The 14,828-nt window shown below is 50.7% G+C and carries 10 protein-coding genes; 1 reads left to right on the top strand and 9 read right to left on the bottom strand.

Annotated features, from left to right (window positions below; all coding sequences use genetic code 11):
• Positions 1–35: 35 nt before the first annotated feature.
• On the bottom strand, positions 36–1,544 hold the full coding sequence (locus BMW65_RS07420) for a xylulokinase (protein WP_090604095.1): 1,509 nt from the start codon (positions 1,542–1,544) through the stop codon (positions 36–38).
• 132 nt (positions 1,545–1,676) lie between these two features.
• On the opposite strand from BMW65_RS07420, the gene BMW65_RS07415 reads away from it, so the two are divergent.
• On the top strand, positions 1,677–2,699 hold the full coding sequence (locus BMW65_RS07415; protein ID WP_090604322.1) for a LacI family DNA-binding transcriptional regulator: 1,023 nt from the start codon (positions 1,677–1,679) through the stop codon (positions 2,697–2,699).
• Here BMW65_RS07415 and BMW65_RS07410 read toward each other — a convergent pair.
• From BMW65_RS07410 to BMW65_RS07375, 8 genes are all read right to left on the bottom strand, one after another.
• Positions 2,696–3,847 carry a PepSY-associated TM helix domain-containing protein gene (locus tag BMW65_RS07410; protein WP_177181039.1) on the bottom strand — a complete coding sequence of 384 codons (1,152 nt, stop codon included), beginning with the start codon at positions 3,845–3,847 and terminating at the stop codon, positions 2,696–2,698. The two genes, BMW65_RS07415 and BMW65_RS07410, sit on opposite strands and share 4 nt — an antisense overlap.
• A gap of 13 nt (positions 3,848–3,860) precedes the next feature.
• Positions 3,861–6,470, bottom strand: coding sequence for a TonB-dependent receptor (locus BMW65_RS07405; protein ID WP_090604091.1), 2,610 nt, complete (start codon positions 6,468–6,470; stop codon positions 3,861–3,863).
• A 139-nt stretch (positions 6,471–6,609) separates the two neighbouring features.
• The gene (locus tag BMW65_RS07400; protein WP_090604089.1) at positions 6,610–7,581 is read right to left on the bottom strand and encodes a FecR family protein; all 972 of its coding nucleotides are present in this window, start codon (positions 7,579–7,581) and stop codon (positions 6,610–6,612) included.
• A gap of 92 nt (positions 7,582–7,673) precedes the next feature.
• Positions 7,674–8,186 carry an RNA polymerase sigma factor gene (locus BMW65_RS07395; RefSeq protein ID WP_177181038.1) on the bottom strand — a complete coding sequence of 171 codons (513 nt, stop codon included), beginning with the start codon at positions 8,184–8,186 and terminating at the stop codon, positions 7,674–7,676.
• 130 nt (positions 8,187–8,316) lie between these two features.
• Positions 8,317–9,507 carry an ATP-binding protein gene (locus BMW65_RS07390; RefSeq protein ID WP_090604085.1) on the bottom strand — a complete coding sequence of 397 codons (1,191 nt, stop codon included), beginning with the start codon at positions 9,505–9,507 and terminating at the stop codon, positions 8,317–8,319.
• 89 nt (positions 9,508–9,596) lie between these two features.
• Complete coding sequence (locus tag BMW65_RS07385; protein ID WP_090604083.1) at positions 9,597–10,805, bottom strand: PepSY-associated TM helix domain-containing protein; 1,209 nt, start codon at positions 10,803–10,805, stop codon at positions 9,597–9,599.
• A 68-nt stretch (positions 10,806–10,873) separates the two neighbouring features.
• On the bottom strand, positions 10,874–12,088 hold the full coding sequence (locus BMW65_RS07380; protein WP_090604081.1) for a hypothetical protein: 1,215 nt from the start codon (positions 12,086–12,088) through the stop codon (positions 10,874–10,876).
• 27 nt (positions 12,089–12,115) lie between these two features.
• Positions 12,116–14,806: a TonB-dependent receptor gene (locus BMW65_RS07375; protein ID WP_090604080.1), complete on the bottom strand. Its 2,691-nt coding sequence runs from the start codon at positions 14,804–14,806 to the stop codon at positions 12,116–12,118.
• Positions 14,807–14,828: the final 22 nt, after the last annotated feature.

Below are 14,828 nucleotides of genomic sequence, written 5' to 3'. Positions count from 1 at the left end.
TGTTTTTTATTAAAAGCTGTTAATTTATTTGTTCGTTAATGATGGTTTGGGGACTTTAGTTCTTTTGTTAATTGGTCATCCAGTAGCTGCTTCCACTCTTGGTAAAATTCTTCATAGTGGAGCGAAACCTGTGGTTCCACAGTCTTGATGGCTTTCAATTTGCTGAACGCTTCTTCCGCCGATGCAAAGATGCCTGAGCCGATGCCTGCTCCCAGGGCAGCTCCCACGCTACCGTCGTTTTCATACAGTTCTACTGGCACGCGGGTGATGTCCACAAAAATCTCGGTAAACAGCTCACTGAGGAACATATTGGCCCGTCCTGCACGGATGATTGCCGGATTCATGCCGTTTTCGCGGATGATGTCCAATCCGTAGCGGAAAGCGTAGGCGATGCCCTCTTGTGAAGCACGGAAGACCTGCGACCGCCCATGGGCATTGAAGTCGAGATCGATAAACCGTGCGCCGAGAATCTTATTGTGGAGAATGCGCTCGGCTCCATTGCCGAACGGCAGGATTTTCAGGCCATTGCTGCCGGGATTTACCGCTTTGCCCAGTGCATTCATCTGCTGGTAGTCGAGCCCATGCCCGAAGTGCTCCTTCACCCAGCGGTTGAGGATTCCCGTGCCGTTTATGCAGAGCAATACGCCTGTCCGGGGCACCTCCGGTGTATAGTTGACGTGGGCAAAGGTATTGACCCGGGATGCATGGTCATAAACCAGCTGGTCGCTTACGGCGTAAATAACCCCCGAAGTGCCTGCCGTGGCGGCTACTTCCCCGGGCTGTAGTACATTGAGGGATAATGCATTGTTGGGCTGGTCGCCAGCCTTGTACGATACCGGGATGCCGGGGCTGAGGCCAAGTTGCGCCGCCACGTCCTTCCGCAATGTGCCATGCTCGCCGAATAGGGGGGTGATGACCGGGAAGATTGACTCGTCAAACCCGAAGTATTGGAGGATGTCCGTGGAAATGGCATTGGATTGGAAATCCCAAAAGACACCTTCGGAAAGCGCGGATATGCTGGTGGTAGCTTCGCCCGTCAGTTTCAGGGCAATGTAGTCGCCGGGCAACATGATTTTGTGGGCTTTAGCGTATGTGTCCGGCTCGTTCGCTTTCACCCAGGCCCATTTTGAAGCCGTAAAGTTGCCGGGGGAGTTGAGCAAGTGTGCGAGGGTATGTTGGGGGCCTATTTTGGCGAACGCCGCGTCACCGATTTCCACCGCACGGCTGTCACACCAGATGATGGAATTGCGCAGCGCATGGCCGGCTTTGTCTACCACCACCAAACCGTGCATCTGGTAGGCAATGCCAATGGCAGCGATGTCTTTCGTATCGAAAGTGGCATTGGCTGTGAGTTTTTTGATGGCCAGGGATACTTGTTCCCACCACATGTCGGGCGATTGCTCCGCCCACCCGGGAATGACGGAGAGGATGTGGTTTTCATGGTCGTCCGGATAGCGGGCAGACGCGATGCTGGTCTGTGTGTGGGCATCTACCACCGAGACTTTGATGGATGAGGTGCCGATATCAATGCCTAATAATAACATGGCCAAACTAAAATAGGTTTCATGGATAATGCTAACGTTGGCATAAAGGTAGGATATTCCTTCATATTTCCAAAATCTATCGTTACTTTTGTTTATTACGAGAAATTCATTAGCCATTTAATCCTTTCAAGCTTGAAGAGAGTTACCATTTTAGATATTGCAAAGGAACTTAACATAACCTTTTCCACGGTAGCCCGTGCGCTCAATGATCATCCAGCCATCAGTGCCGCCACGAAGCAGGCGGTACGGGAAACCGCCGATAGGCTGGGCTACCGGCCCAATCGGGTAGCCTCATCCTTGCGCTCGGGCAAGACCAAAATTATCGGTGTGCTGGTACCCCGCCTGGATGTGAGCTTTTTCAGCTCCGTCGTCCATGGCATAGAAGGGATAATGAATGAAAATGGATATACCATCCTGCTCTTTCAATCACAGGAATCCATCAAGCAGGAAGCCAGGGGCATTGAGACCTTTTTGCGTTCGCGTGTGGATGGCATTATTGCTTCCATTTCCCTGGAAACCGAAGATGACGGAAGCTACGGCGAAATCAAGGAGCGGAATATCCCGTTGGCCTTTTTTGACCGCGTGCCGCAGGGCCTCGATGTGCCCTCGGTGACCATCGATGATTACCGGGGGGGATTTATCGCAACGGAGCACCTCATCCGGGCAGGCTACCGCCGGATTGTACACATCAGCCAATACCGGAATATCAATATTTTCAACGAGCGCTTGCGGGGATACCTTGATGCACTCAAGCAGTACGGGCTTCCCGTCGATGAAAACCTGATTATCAAGGGAGATTTTTCCATAGAATTTGGCCGCCAATGTGTCCGCGATTTGCTGGCGGGTGGCATCGATTTCGATGCCATATTCACACTGGAGGACTTTACGGCGATGGGTGTCGTGCAGGAATTGAAAGCAAGCGGCAAGCGCATACCCACAGATATAGGTGTGGTGGGCTTCGCCAATGAAGCATTTACCAGCTTGGTGAGCCCAACGATATCCACGGTAGACCAATGCACCGTGGAAATGGGGGAGGAAGTCGCCCGGCTATTCCTTAAGCTGCTCGAAAAGGGCGATTATTATAAGCACAAACCCGAGAAAATCGTCCTGGAACCCAAGCTGCTGATTAGGGAGAGTTCTTCGCGGGAAGTTTAAACCAAGTTCCGCCTTTTCTTCTTCTTCCCCCACTTGCGGTTGTACCAGATGAGGAAGCCGGTGATGGGGAGGGAGGCACACACCAATGAAGCTAAGAAAGCAAGGATCTTGCCGGGCATACCCATGAAAGAGCCCACATGCAGATCGAAGTTCATGGCGCGTACTTTCTCCGCGGTATTGAGATCATCGGTACCATAGGTATACAGCAAGGTTGCATTCGTGCGGTCATAATATGACCATTCGAAATGGTAGGTACGGCTTTTTTCCTTCCGGATCTGGAAGTCATAGGGTGTGGTGGGATTGTCGTTGAAGCGGATGGAAACCATATCGGCAGAAGGATGTTTTTGCAGCACATCCGATAACGCACGATCCAAGGGCAGCAATGTGGCCGCCAATTGGGTGGCCGACTGCGGGATACTGCGCTCCGCTTTCTGCTGCCCCCCGCTGAATAGGAAATAGAGGGAGTGATCCACCCATGGAAAGGAAAACACCAGTCCGGTAATGGCCAGTACCAATGCGGGTACCAGCGTGTAAAATCCCAGTACATTATGCGTGTCATAATTGACCCGCTTGAAGGTGGCCCGCCACTTGATTTTGACGCTTTGCAGAAGAGCTTTTTTTGTCCACTTTTTTGGCCACCATAAGATAAGGCCACTGATAAGCATGAATACAAAAATCAGTACGGAATAGCTAACAATGGGGTGACCGATTTTTTGCCCGAGCAGCAGGCGCATATGGGCGTCCAGTATCAGCTGGAAAAATTCGGTGCGTGCATCTTCCACATGCACGACCGCTGCCGTATACGGATTGACGTATACCCGGTAGTAATAACGGTAATAACCCCAATGGCCAATGCCATCGGGGTTAGTTTCCAGCGCGCGGAAAATCCAGGTACGGTTTGCCGCCAGATGAATGTCAAACCGGCTGATCCGGTACTCGGAACCCAGGGCTTGCTTCGCGTTGGCCAGCATGGTCGATAGCGGTTGCACAGGTTGATCTGCCGGCTCCACGAATAGCCGATCTGGATAGAAGGCCGCCTTAAGCTCGTCGGTAAAGACGTAGATACAACCCGTGATGCTCACGATAAAGACCACCAAGCCGGTAATCAAACCGAGCCACAGGTGTAGCCAGCCGTTTAGTTTACTCAACCTACGCATTCGATTAAAACGAATAACTGATGCTCAAACTCGTCTTGGCACCATTGCCCATATAATATTGTTCATTCAATGCGCTATACTGGCTATAGTAGGGGAAGTATGCATTATTGAACAAGTTTTCCACGCCCAAGCTCGCCCGCAGCGCTTGGCTAAAGCGATAGGAAGCATTCAGGTTAAACAAGTTGACAGCTTTCGTAGGACCCTCCGAGGAGCGGTACGTGCCATTGTCCAACGGATTGAAGCGATCGCGGTCGCCTGTGTATACCCAAAACAGTTGCAGATTCAATCGATCTACCGGGGCATAATATACATAGGCGGTGGCTTTAGGAGGTGCGATGCGCGATCCGGTGAGGTATTGCTTGGTGCCGTTTTCCAGTTCGGCTTTTCCCTCCACGTAGGCATAGGTAGCACCCACCGTCAGGTTGGGGAGCAGGTACGCATCTGCCGTCAATTCATAGCCGTACACCCGCTCGGGTGCCCGCTGCGGTACCATATAGCCATCACCGCGATCAACAAGATTGGCTCCTAACTTGGAGGTGCTGATGTAATAGGCCGCCGTGAGGTGGAGCAGGCTGAATCGGCTACTCACGCCTACCTCATAGTTATTGGTGATGATCGGGTCGGTTTGCAGTTGTGTCAGCGTGCTTTCTTCAGCACTCCGTACGATACGGCCCAGTTCGTTGAGGCCAAACCCTTGGGAAAAGCTTACAAACGGGTTGAATGCATCGAACTTGGTATAGCGAAGACCAGCGTTGAATATCGTCGCGTTGTACGAAAGGGTTGCTCCCGTGACCGGGATGCTGCCTTCTCCATTGGGGCCGGTGGCAAGCGTATTGAAATCGGCTATTTTCACCGTGGCATTTTCGTAGCGGATGCCCCCTTTGAAGATGAGGTATTCGGCAATGTCTGCTTTCAATTGTGCATACGGGGCGAAGTTGGTCATGTCCATGTTGGGGATATAGATCCGGCCGTCCAATAGCGGTTGGCTGGTCACGTCGCCCAGCAGATCGACGCCGTAGACCACATTACCTTTGACAATGCCGTTGCCCCAGGGGGTGCTGAGATTCAGCCGTACCCCTTTCTTTTTGGAACTGATTTGGGTCTGGCCGGGGCCATACCAGCCGTTGGCCCGCTCCACATAGCGGTTGGTCGAGAGAAACCGTTGGTAGTAGCCCGTAAGTTCTAAAAATGTATTCAGCGGCAGGGCCTCATTCCGGTAGGTCAGAAACGCATTGTGATTCTGCGGCGTGCCGGCCGGATCGCCTGGATACTCGCCCTTTATTCCGATGGAGGGTCGCTCACCGTATACACCGCTCTGATTGATATAATCGGTCTCCTGCAAGCTGTGGAAGGTACTGTAGGAGAGTGTCAGGTTGCTTGATGCATTGAATTGGTACGCCGCCTTTGCAAAGATGTTGTAGGAATACGTTTGGCTCAGGCCATCGTCCTGCGCCAGCACATTGCCCTCGGCATCTTTGAATACGCCGTTGTAATTGTAGGAACCTCCGGCGACGTAAGAAAATTGGTCAATGGTACCATGCAGCACCTGCGAAATGCGGTATCCCATGGTATTGGCGAGGTGCCCGGGCTGGCCGTTCGTGCCCAAGGTGGTCTGGCCGCTGATCTTCTTATCGCCGTCCGGTTTTTTGGTGATGTAGTTGATGATACCGCCGCCTGATCCATTGCCATAGATGGATGTAGCTCCTTTGATGATTTCCACCCGTTCGATGATGGCCGGATCGATTGAACGGATATCGCGCGAGCCGTTCATCAATGGGGTAGACTGCGGGATGCCGTCAATCAGCACCAGCACACTGCGGCCGCGGAGTGTCTGGCCCGAGTTGGTCGCCTTATTGGTCGATGGTCCGAGGCCGGGCACCGTGAAGCCCAGGATCTCACTGATGGAGTTGTTGATGTTAGCCTGCTGTTCAATCTGGGCGGCATTAAGTATCGTCACCGAAGAGGGTACCTCGTCAATGCTTTCCTGTACCCGGCTCGCGGTCACGATGACCTCCGAAAGCTGGCCCGTTTGCTGGAGCGTAAAGGTAATATCCGCAGTTTGATCAGGAGCGACGGTTATTTCCTGCGTGGCCGTGCTGTACCCTACGGCGCTTGCGTTTAATTGGTGGGCACCCGCTTCAACCCCTTCCAGCGAGAAGTGCCCTTGCTCGTCTGTGCGCGTATTTCGGTACCCCTGGATTCCGACGGTCACGTACGCGGCCGGTTTGCCATCGGCGGTTTGTACCGTACCGGTGACTTTGCCTTTGCCCGATGAAGCTTGTATCGTAATCCGGTTGCCTTCTACAAGCAGCTTGTTGAAATCCTTGCCCAACAATTCGGCAAGGACTTCACTCAACGGGGTGCCGCTGGCAGCAATGGACACCCTTCGCTGGGTATCAAACTGGCTGCTCGAATAGGAGATGGGGGCACCGGCTTCCTTGCCCACGGCCGAAAGTGCCTCAGCCAGCGTCACGTTCGTAAGTTGCAACGTGATGGGCTTCGTGAGGACGTTTTCCTGCGCCCACACGGTGTTGACAAAAAAGGTACTCAGGAAGATGGCGATGATTAGTAAGAAAGCGGAGATATTTTTCTGGTAACTTATTACCGTTTGCATATTTTTGTTGATGGTATGATTAATAATTCACGTTATTGATTACTGCTTGCCCGGTACAACGTTTGGCGATGGGGTGCCGGGCTTCATTTCTTATTGAATGGTCATGGAGGATATTGATCGTTCGTCATTTCGTATGTAGTTAAGGAGTAAGGGTTGTTGAAGGTGTAATGGTCACGTGCCGGCCATCGGTTTGGTATTCGAACCGGATGGCAAACGCCAGGCTTTTTAAGACGCTCTGAAGCGAAGGATGGTCAAATTCGCCGGTATAGCGTTGCTGCGCTAAGGCATGCGAAACGATGGTTACCTCCACGCCGTACCAGCGAGTGAGCGTGCGGGCGATGTCTTCCAAGGGCATATCATCAAATACCAGCTTGTTTTCCTTCCAAGCAGTGTGGTATTCGGCTGCTACCGCTTGTTGTTTCAGGACGTTGCCATCTTTCAGCCGACCGAGCTCATTTGCCGTGAGCATAAGCTGCTGGTTGCGGTCCTGTTTCGCCGAAAAGCTGACCCGCCCTTCGGCGACCACCACGGTAGTGGTGCGATCCCCTTCATATTCGCGGAGGTTGAATGCCGTACCTAATACCCGGGTGACACTCTGCTGTGTCTCAATGACAAATGGCTGGGCCGCGTTTTTCGCTACTTCAAAAAAAGCCTCGCCGGAAAACGTGATGAGGCGTATGCTATCGTCGAACCGCTCGGGATAGCGCACGGTGCTCCCACTGTTGAGGTAGATGCGGGTGCCATCGGCCAACGTAAGCGTGGCTTTCTTTCCCGGGGCGACGGAGTAGGAATGGTAGTTGGTCATGTGAGGCTCCTGACGCAGGTGGGGATAAAGGTAAAAGAAAAGCGTACCGGCAAGCAATAGACACGCTGCAACGGCAATGAGCCGCCGTATCGACCACGTATGCCCTTGGGCGGTATGCCTAACCTCGGGGTGCCTTGCTTCGAAGGATGCCCAGCCGCGATCTTCGAGATACTGCGTATCGGGATGCGGTGGCACAGGCGCTCCTGTCTCATCTTCGTCGGCCAGCCATCGTTCTACGGCTTCTTTCTCCGTGGGGCTGCACTGGCCGAGGTAATACTTGTCTAATAACTCCTGCGTGATTTCCATGCACGATATCGCTAACGGCTTTTTATGCGTCCGTTAATACTATCACGTCCTAAGTCGGGCATTTTCCTCAACCGGAGATGGATTTTTTTAACTTATTTGATTTTTTCCCGGAGATAGTTTAGGGCTTTGTACAAGTGATACTCGACATTCTTTTCGGATATCGCCATCGAGGCGGCGATGCCCCTTTTGTCCAGTCCGTTTTCGTGGAGGTAGTATATTTCCCGGCTTTTGACCGGTAGGTCGGATACCAGTGTTGTAATGGTGGTTGTCAGTTCATGGAAGAAAATAGCTTCTTCCGTATTGTTGGTAGTGCCTGGAAGTGTGCACGCGTGTGTTTCCAGCAACTGCTTTCTATTGGCCGTATGGCGGCAGTATGATTGTGCTTCCAACTTAGCAGCCCGGCAAAGGTATTTGCCGATACCGGTTTCGGGAATAAGCATGTCACGCTTCTGCCACGCCAGCTCAAATACATGCTGGGTAAGGTCTGCCGCCAAATCCGCGTCGCGGACATACCGGTAGCAGACCGCGAAGACCTCCTTCCAATGGGCCCGGTACAACTGTTCGAACTCCCCGGCACCAATGCCCTTAGGGGTTGAATGTTGCATATTATGATCTTCGGGACGTGACATTGTCCCGCAAAATTAAATTTATTTAGAATGATTCAAAAGTATTTTTGCAATATTGTGCCAGATGCGAGGAGCAACTGCTATCCATTGCTTCTCCGGTGTCTCGCCATCAATATAAAAAGCCGAATAGCCACAGGGGGATTTTAGATCCGTACCCGTATTCAATATCATCTGCGGCGATGTAGCCTGCATCCACTTCCTTTAACTGGGCGGTGGACTTATCTTTTCCACCCACCTCGAAGACATATTGGCCGTCAATCAGGAAATCCCCTTTTGTGGGAAACAGCACTTGGTGATGATAAGACAATTGGTTTGCAAAGAACGTTTCGCGGACGTTGCCCACGTTGGGCTGCCCGAGAATATAGGCCAGGTTCGTGTTTTCCAGGAAAATCTTATCCGGCTTTTGCAACCGGCTAATGCCTCCGGCAGCGCGGAAAAGGTTACGACTGAGTCCCACTTCTTGCAGGTAGTGCAAATAGGAAAGCAACGTGGCCCGGTTGATGCCTATCTTTTCGCTTATTTTGCTGACATTGGGGATAAAAGGAGCTGATTCGGCGATGATAAGGAGTAATTGCTTGATTTTCGGCACGTAGGCCAAGTCGACTTTCCGCAACAAGGGCAACTCGATTTCCAGCATCATGTTGATGACTTCCTCTACCCGTTGCGCATACAGATCGATTTCCTCTCGGTAATAGGGATAGTATCCGTGCTGCAGGTACGCCGAGAAATATTTAAGGGGTTTGACGTCCTGTAAAATCTTTTCGGCGATTTCGGAATGGTGTTCAAGGAGATTTGGTAGCTTGATTTCAGGGGTGGTGTAGCCCCATTCGATGGCCAGGTATTCGCGGAACGATAAGCCTTGCATGGCGTAGACCACAGCACGTCGGCTGAGGTCCGCACGTGCATTTAGTATTTCCAGCAGCGAAGAGCCGGTAAAGATGATCTGTAGGTTTGGGTAATCGTCGTAACTGTTTTTTAGTTCCTGCGACCAGTTGGCATATTTATGTACTTCATCCAGAAACAGATGCTTTCCACCCCGTTTTACAAAGTTGTCCACGAGATCGGCCAACCGGTTGTTGCTGAACCACAGGTCATCCAAACTCACGTAGAGTACTTCATCAAGCCGATCGCGCAGGTGTGATTTGATATATTGGAGCATCAACGTAGTTTTTCCCACACCCCTGGGCCCTTTTATGCCGATCAAGCGCGCGTTCCAGTTGATGGCTTGGATATTCCCCCGCATAAAATCCAGCGATGTATAGGCGATTTTTTGCCGGAATTTTTCCGTTAGCTTTTCCATATTTGTTTATTGTGATATACAAATATACTAATTATATGTTTACCATAGTAAACAAAAATAGCATAAATTGTTTAGCATAATAAACAATACTAAGGGTTTTCCAAGCGCGAGGCAGAGGGCTGCCGCTGATTCCGTTGCCGCTTTTTCTTCCCCCACTTGCGCTGGTACCAGACGATGAAGCCGGTGACGGGGAGGGAGGCGCAGATGAGGGAGCCGAAGAAAGCGAGGATTTTTGTGGGATAACCGCCTATGGAACCTGTGTGAATTTCACTGTTCATGCGGTCACCAAAGTCTGCGAAGCTGGCCGTGGCGTATCTTGTCTGGCTATAGATCCCTCCACCGGGTACTTCCTTCAATGTATAGCGGTCGTAGTAATAGATGTCTTGTGCGTATAACCTGCTAATGGGACTGAACCGAATAAAGTAGGTGTCCGCTTTTTCCCTGGGGATGTTCATATACAATTCCCAGTTCTTGCCCACCGGTTTTATCCGATTCCATATGGTGTCCAGCGCTGCAGCAAGCGGGATATTGTCCATTTTTGTAGTATCCGATGCCACCGGTATCCATTCGGATTTGGTTTTTCCCCCGGAAGCAACCCAGTACAGGCCTTTTGATACCCAGGGAAATGAATATACAAGCCCTGTAATGGCGAGCATGAGTGCTACGGAAAATACATAAAAGCCCAGCACATTATGCAGATCATAATTCAGCCGTTTGAACGTAGCCCTCCACTTTATGTAAAAACTTTTCTCCCGGCTGGATTTTCTCCAGTTTTTGGGCCACCACAATACCATTCCCGATAGGAGCAGAATTACGAATATCAGGGTGCATATGCCGACGAACGGCCGTCCGACAGGGAATGGCAACCAGAAATGCCGATGCCCCCGCATGAGGAAGCCAAGGACGTCATAATGGGTCAACCCACCGACATCGGCCCCACTTTTGGCGTTATTATCCTTATTTACCAATAGCTTTCCCGAATATGGATTGAAAAATAAGGTATGGCTGTATTCGCTGGCGAAGTACGAAATGAAGGCTTCGGAGCCGCTGTTTTTGTAGACAATGACCGTGGGCACTTTGCCCGGGAGTTCTTCTTCCGCTTGTTTCAGCAAAACCGATGGCGGTTGTACAGGAGCATTCCTTGCCAATATCGTAGGCGAATCGTTTTTAATCCACAAGGGTGAAAGCTCGGCCACAAGTATCCACAGGCAAGCCGTAAAGCTGATGATAAATACGACCAACCCGGATATAAGGCCGAGCCAAAGGTGCAGCAGGTAAACGATCTTGCGGAATGTCATGGATAGTGGTGTTTAGTTAATTAAGTTGATTGGGAGCAGTATGTTCCCAATCAACTCGTGCGTGAGAATTACCTGAATTTATAATTCCGGTATACGGCAAAAATGCCAGGGTCAATGGAAACACCCTTTTTGAATTCGTCTGTGTTAGGGTCATATCGATATACTTTCCAGCCGTTATTCCTTACGAATGTGTACATCTTGCCATCTTCCACGGCATTAATCAGCCCGCGTACCCAATCACCCTGTTCATAGGATTGCAAATCCACTTTCATCTTCGCATTGGGCAGATCCGCGATGTAGCGGCCCTCGCCGATGCAAGCGTAGCCATCTGTGATGTATGCACTGAAGCTATGCGGATTTTCCAGGTTGTCCGGCAGCACGAACAGGTAGTCCGGATCGATCCGGGTTTCATCCTTTTTCATGCGGAGAATGGCATTGCCATATTTCTCCGAGGGGGAGTCTGCAATGACCGGAGTCCCTGAGAAAAAGTAAATATTTCCTTCTTCATCACGAACCTGTTGGTAGAGGTAGGGGGGGACAGGACCTGCGTTGACACCGACTCCCGCACGTTCATCGGTAATCACTTCGGGATTTTCTAAGCTTGGATAATCCAATGAATAAAGGAAAAAAGATTCCGACTGCGTGGTCGGCTTGGTTTTGGTTTCGTACCGGATGCCGAGAAATAGTTTTCCGCCGTTGAGGAAGCATTGGCGGATATGGGTGGCCACTTCCTGGTCCTCGCCGGTTATGGGGTTTACAATCGGATCGGGTAGATGCGGTATGTCAATGATTTTTGCCGCCTTGATGGTCATGTCTGTGGTATTTACCGTATACAGCTGGATTTTGTAATCGTCTATTTTGCTGGCAACGATCAGGTCGTCTCCATCCCAGTCAAAACCACCCTGAAAATTGATTTCGGCTACCATGTTGTCCACTTCCACATAACGGCCGCTTTCAAATGTGCCTTTGCTGAATTTTCCATTCAAGCCCTGATAAAAATAGCCGTCGCGGAAGGTACAATTGCCATAATCAAGGATTTCGTTGGTTTCGATACCGGTGCCGACGATCGAGATGGTCGTATCTTTCATCAGATCGTCAAGGGTCAGCATGTAAAAGCCGTAGCCGGTTGCTTCGCTGCCACCATATAGCCAGATACCGTATTCCTTGGACAGCTCTGGATCCGGAGCCCCGTTGCCGGGATCTTTTTTACAGGAAGAGGCAGATATGCCGATCAGCGCTGTAGCACATAGAAAGAGTAATGATTTGAATCTGTTTGTATTCATGTTCGATATGTATTAATTTGTTGGTCTTCAGATAATGGACACCCTGAATTTCACATAGAGCGCCCGGCCAGGCTTCTGCAGCCGGAAGTTGTCGTATACCCGGTCATCCGTCAGGTTCCGGGCTTCAAGGGAGAGATTGTATCGCTGCTCCAGCCACGAATAGGTGACGATCAACGAATGGATGAATTGGGAGGGGATGACCGATTTGGTGTCTTTGCGTCCCAGTTTAGACCACGTAAGGTAATACCAGTGGGTGTATTGGTAGTTATAGGTCAATTGCAAGCGGTCATCCTTCCGTTTTACCTGATCCCAGCCAATGTTGGCCGTTGCTCCACCGTAAAACCACGGCCGATTGGGCAACTGGTCGCCATAGGTAATACTTACGATGCCGTGTTCTTCATCCACATATTTCCAATTGTCACGAGCCGATTCGTAGCTGCCGTTTACCGCAAGATCGAATTTGGTTTTATAACCATAGTGTGCTTCCACATTGATGCCCCGGAGGCGAACTCCCGGCATATTAAAGCTTTGGAAGTAGTCTCCACCGGCATTCCTTGTTCCAATATAGTCCTTTGAATCCCTGTAAAACATGGAACCATCGATGTTGAGAAAATGGCTCCCTAAAAAGCGGTTGTAGAAAACCCCTATATTGACATTGTCGCTGCGTTCAGGTTTCAGTCCGTAATTGGGAATGTGGTTCTGTCCATCACCGTATAATCCGATCATTTCTGGCAGATTGTAACCGCGTTCAGCAGAAGCTTTCAGTCCGATGTCATCGGACAGGCGGTAGCGGAGGGCCACTCCTGCACTGTAATAGCCGAAAAATCTGGAGTAATCCATAACACTGCCCACCACTTCTTTCTCTTGGTTATTCCAACGTCGTTCGTCTACCGTCCAATCCGTTGATAAACCGTAGTATTTTCCAAAAAGGTTGCTGATTAATTTCTTGCTGAACCATTGCCCCTGCCAGGAGAGGCCCAAGATATGCCTGCCAAGGCTACTGGGCAAACCGCTGACGTCCTGCTTTTCGGGCGGTGCAAGTTCATCGTATACCTTTTGGCGGTTCCAGTCAAAGTTATAGTTGAAATTGATGCTCTGCGTACGCTCCTCATTGAAGTCGTAATTGAAATTAGCCCGGAAGACATAGTTGTTGTACCGGTATTTGAAATAACTTGGCGCGCGGGAAATAGGAGGAAGCGGATTGACCCATTGCCCACTCCAATCATAGCGGTATAAGGCGGTATCGCGGATATCATTCGCATTGTTGGAATAGCTCGCGAAGAGGTTGGCATAGAGCCCCTTCGTAAATAGGTCGTCTTTGACATAACGCGCTGACGGCATCAGGAAGTCGTTCTCCGTCCAGTTGCCTGCTCGGATAGCGTTTACTGCGGCGCCCAATTGATTCTGTTTCTTGTTTTTTGAATAGATAAGTCCCACGGTGAACCAATCGGCCCATTTGACTTTTTCCATCCCGACTTCCAATTCACCCATGGCCGACCAGTAGGTGTCGTAAAAACGTCGTGCTTTATCTACGGGCACGAACTTACCATCCTTCGCCACCTCCAATAAGACCTTGTATTCCGGATCGCTATACATCGTATAATTATTGTCCGAGTAATTGTAATATCCATTGGCCCGCAACATTAAACCGGTTTTTTGGTCACGCAAATTGGCCGTCAGGGCTGTACGATGGGTGTTGAACGAACCAAAGCTGTAGCTGGCATCTATCGCCTGCCGCGACTGCCTTTTGGTAATGACGTCTACCGCACCGCCCATGGCATCCGAACCAAGATAAGCGGGTACCACACCTTTGTATACCTCTACGCGTTCCACCATGTCCACGGGGATGTTGTTGAGGCCCATCGAACTACCGAAATTTTCCATTGGAATGCCGTCAATGAATATCTTGGCATCCAGTCCGTTGATTTTGAATGTGAAATCCGACCCCATCCCGCCCGATTCCCGGATGGTGATGCCTGTGGTCTGGCGCAGCACTTGATTCACATCGGCGGTGGTGTTGGCATATTTCTGCATGTCCACCACGTTGACGTTGTATCCGCTCTCGCGGATTTCCTGCACAACGCTTCTTCCGCGCACGTTGACCTCCTCCAAATTGCGGCTGTCCCGGCTGACCGTAAAATCAACGATAGTTGTACGGTTTGCGGTAACTTCTGCCTCACGGCTGCTCAACAGTTGTCCGACGTAGGACACCCGTAGCTGGTAACTGCCGGGCACCATGTCCTCCAGTTGGTATTGTCCTACGCTGTCCGTTTCCGTTTTATTTATGCCCACCACCGAAACCGTTGCATAGGCGAGGGGTTCGCCACCCTGCAACCGTACGGTACCGGTAATACGACCCCGGCCGGGCACGAGTTTCAACGTAATGACATTGCCGCGCACAGTGATATCGGCAAGCTTGTCGCCCAGCAACTGCGTGAGGGCATTCCTGAGCGATTGGTTTTGGATGTTTATACGGATGAATTGCTCGGTATCCAGCAGCGAATTATTATAGGAAAGGGTAGCACCTGCGTTTTGAGCAAGATAACGCAGGGCATCTCCCAAACGGATGCTGTGTTCCCGGAGCGAGACCCGCTGGTCCAGCAATGACGGCTGTGCATGGACCGGATTGATAGCCAGCAAGACGATGAATAGGAAATAAGAATATTTTAGAAGGTGTTTTTCTGACGTAACATGCGTTGCATGTCTGCTGATATGCATATTTTTGGCGAATTGTGATTAG

This window comes from Parapedobacter koreensis (genome assembly GCF_900109365.1).
Taxonomy (GTDB): domain Bacteria; phylum Bacteroidota; class Bacteroidia; order Sphingobacteriales; family Sphingobacteriaceae; genus Parapedobacter; species Parapedobacter koreensis.
This window is presented reverse-complemented; position numbering and strand designations above follow the sequence as displayed.

Bases quoted from the DNA above. Each gene is read 5' to 3' on its own strand.
- BMW65_RS07400 (WP_090604089.1), bottom strand. From the start codon at position 7,581: ATGGAAATCACGCAGGAGTTATTAGACAAGTATTACCTCGGCCAGTGC.
- BMW65_RS07405 (WP_090604091.1), bottom strand. From the start codon at position 6,470: ATGCAAACGGTAATAAGTTACCAGAAAAATATCTCCGCTTTCTTACTA.
- BMW65_RS07375 (WP_090604080.1), bottom strand. From the start codon at position 14,806: ATGCATATCAGCAGACATGCAACGCATGTTACGTCAGAAAAACACCTT.
- BMW65_RS07420 (WP_090604095.1), bottom strand. From the start codon at position 1,544: ATGTTATTATTAGGCATTGATATCGGCACCTCATCCATCAAAGTCTCG.
- BMW65_RS07380 (WP_090604081.1), bottom strand. From the start codon at position 12,088: ATGAATACAAACAGATTCAAATCATTACTCTTTCTATGTGCTACAGCG.
- BMW65_RS07395 (WP_177181038.1), bottom strand. From the start codon at position 8,186: ATGCAACATTCAACCCCTAAGGGCATTGGTGCCGGGGAGTTCGAACAG.
- BMW65_RS07385 (WP_090604083.1), bottom strand. From the start codon at position 10,805: ATGACATTCCGCAAGATCGTTTACCTGCTGCACCTTTGGCTCGGCCTT.
- BMW65_RS07390 (WP_090604085.1), bottom strand. From the start codon at position 9,507: ATGGAAAAGCTAACGGAAAAATTCCGGCAAAAAATCGCCTATACATCG.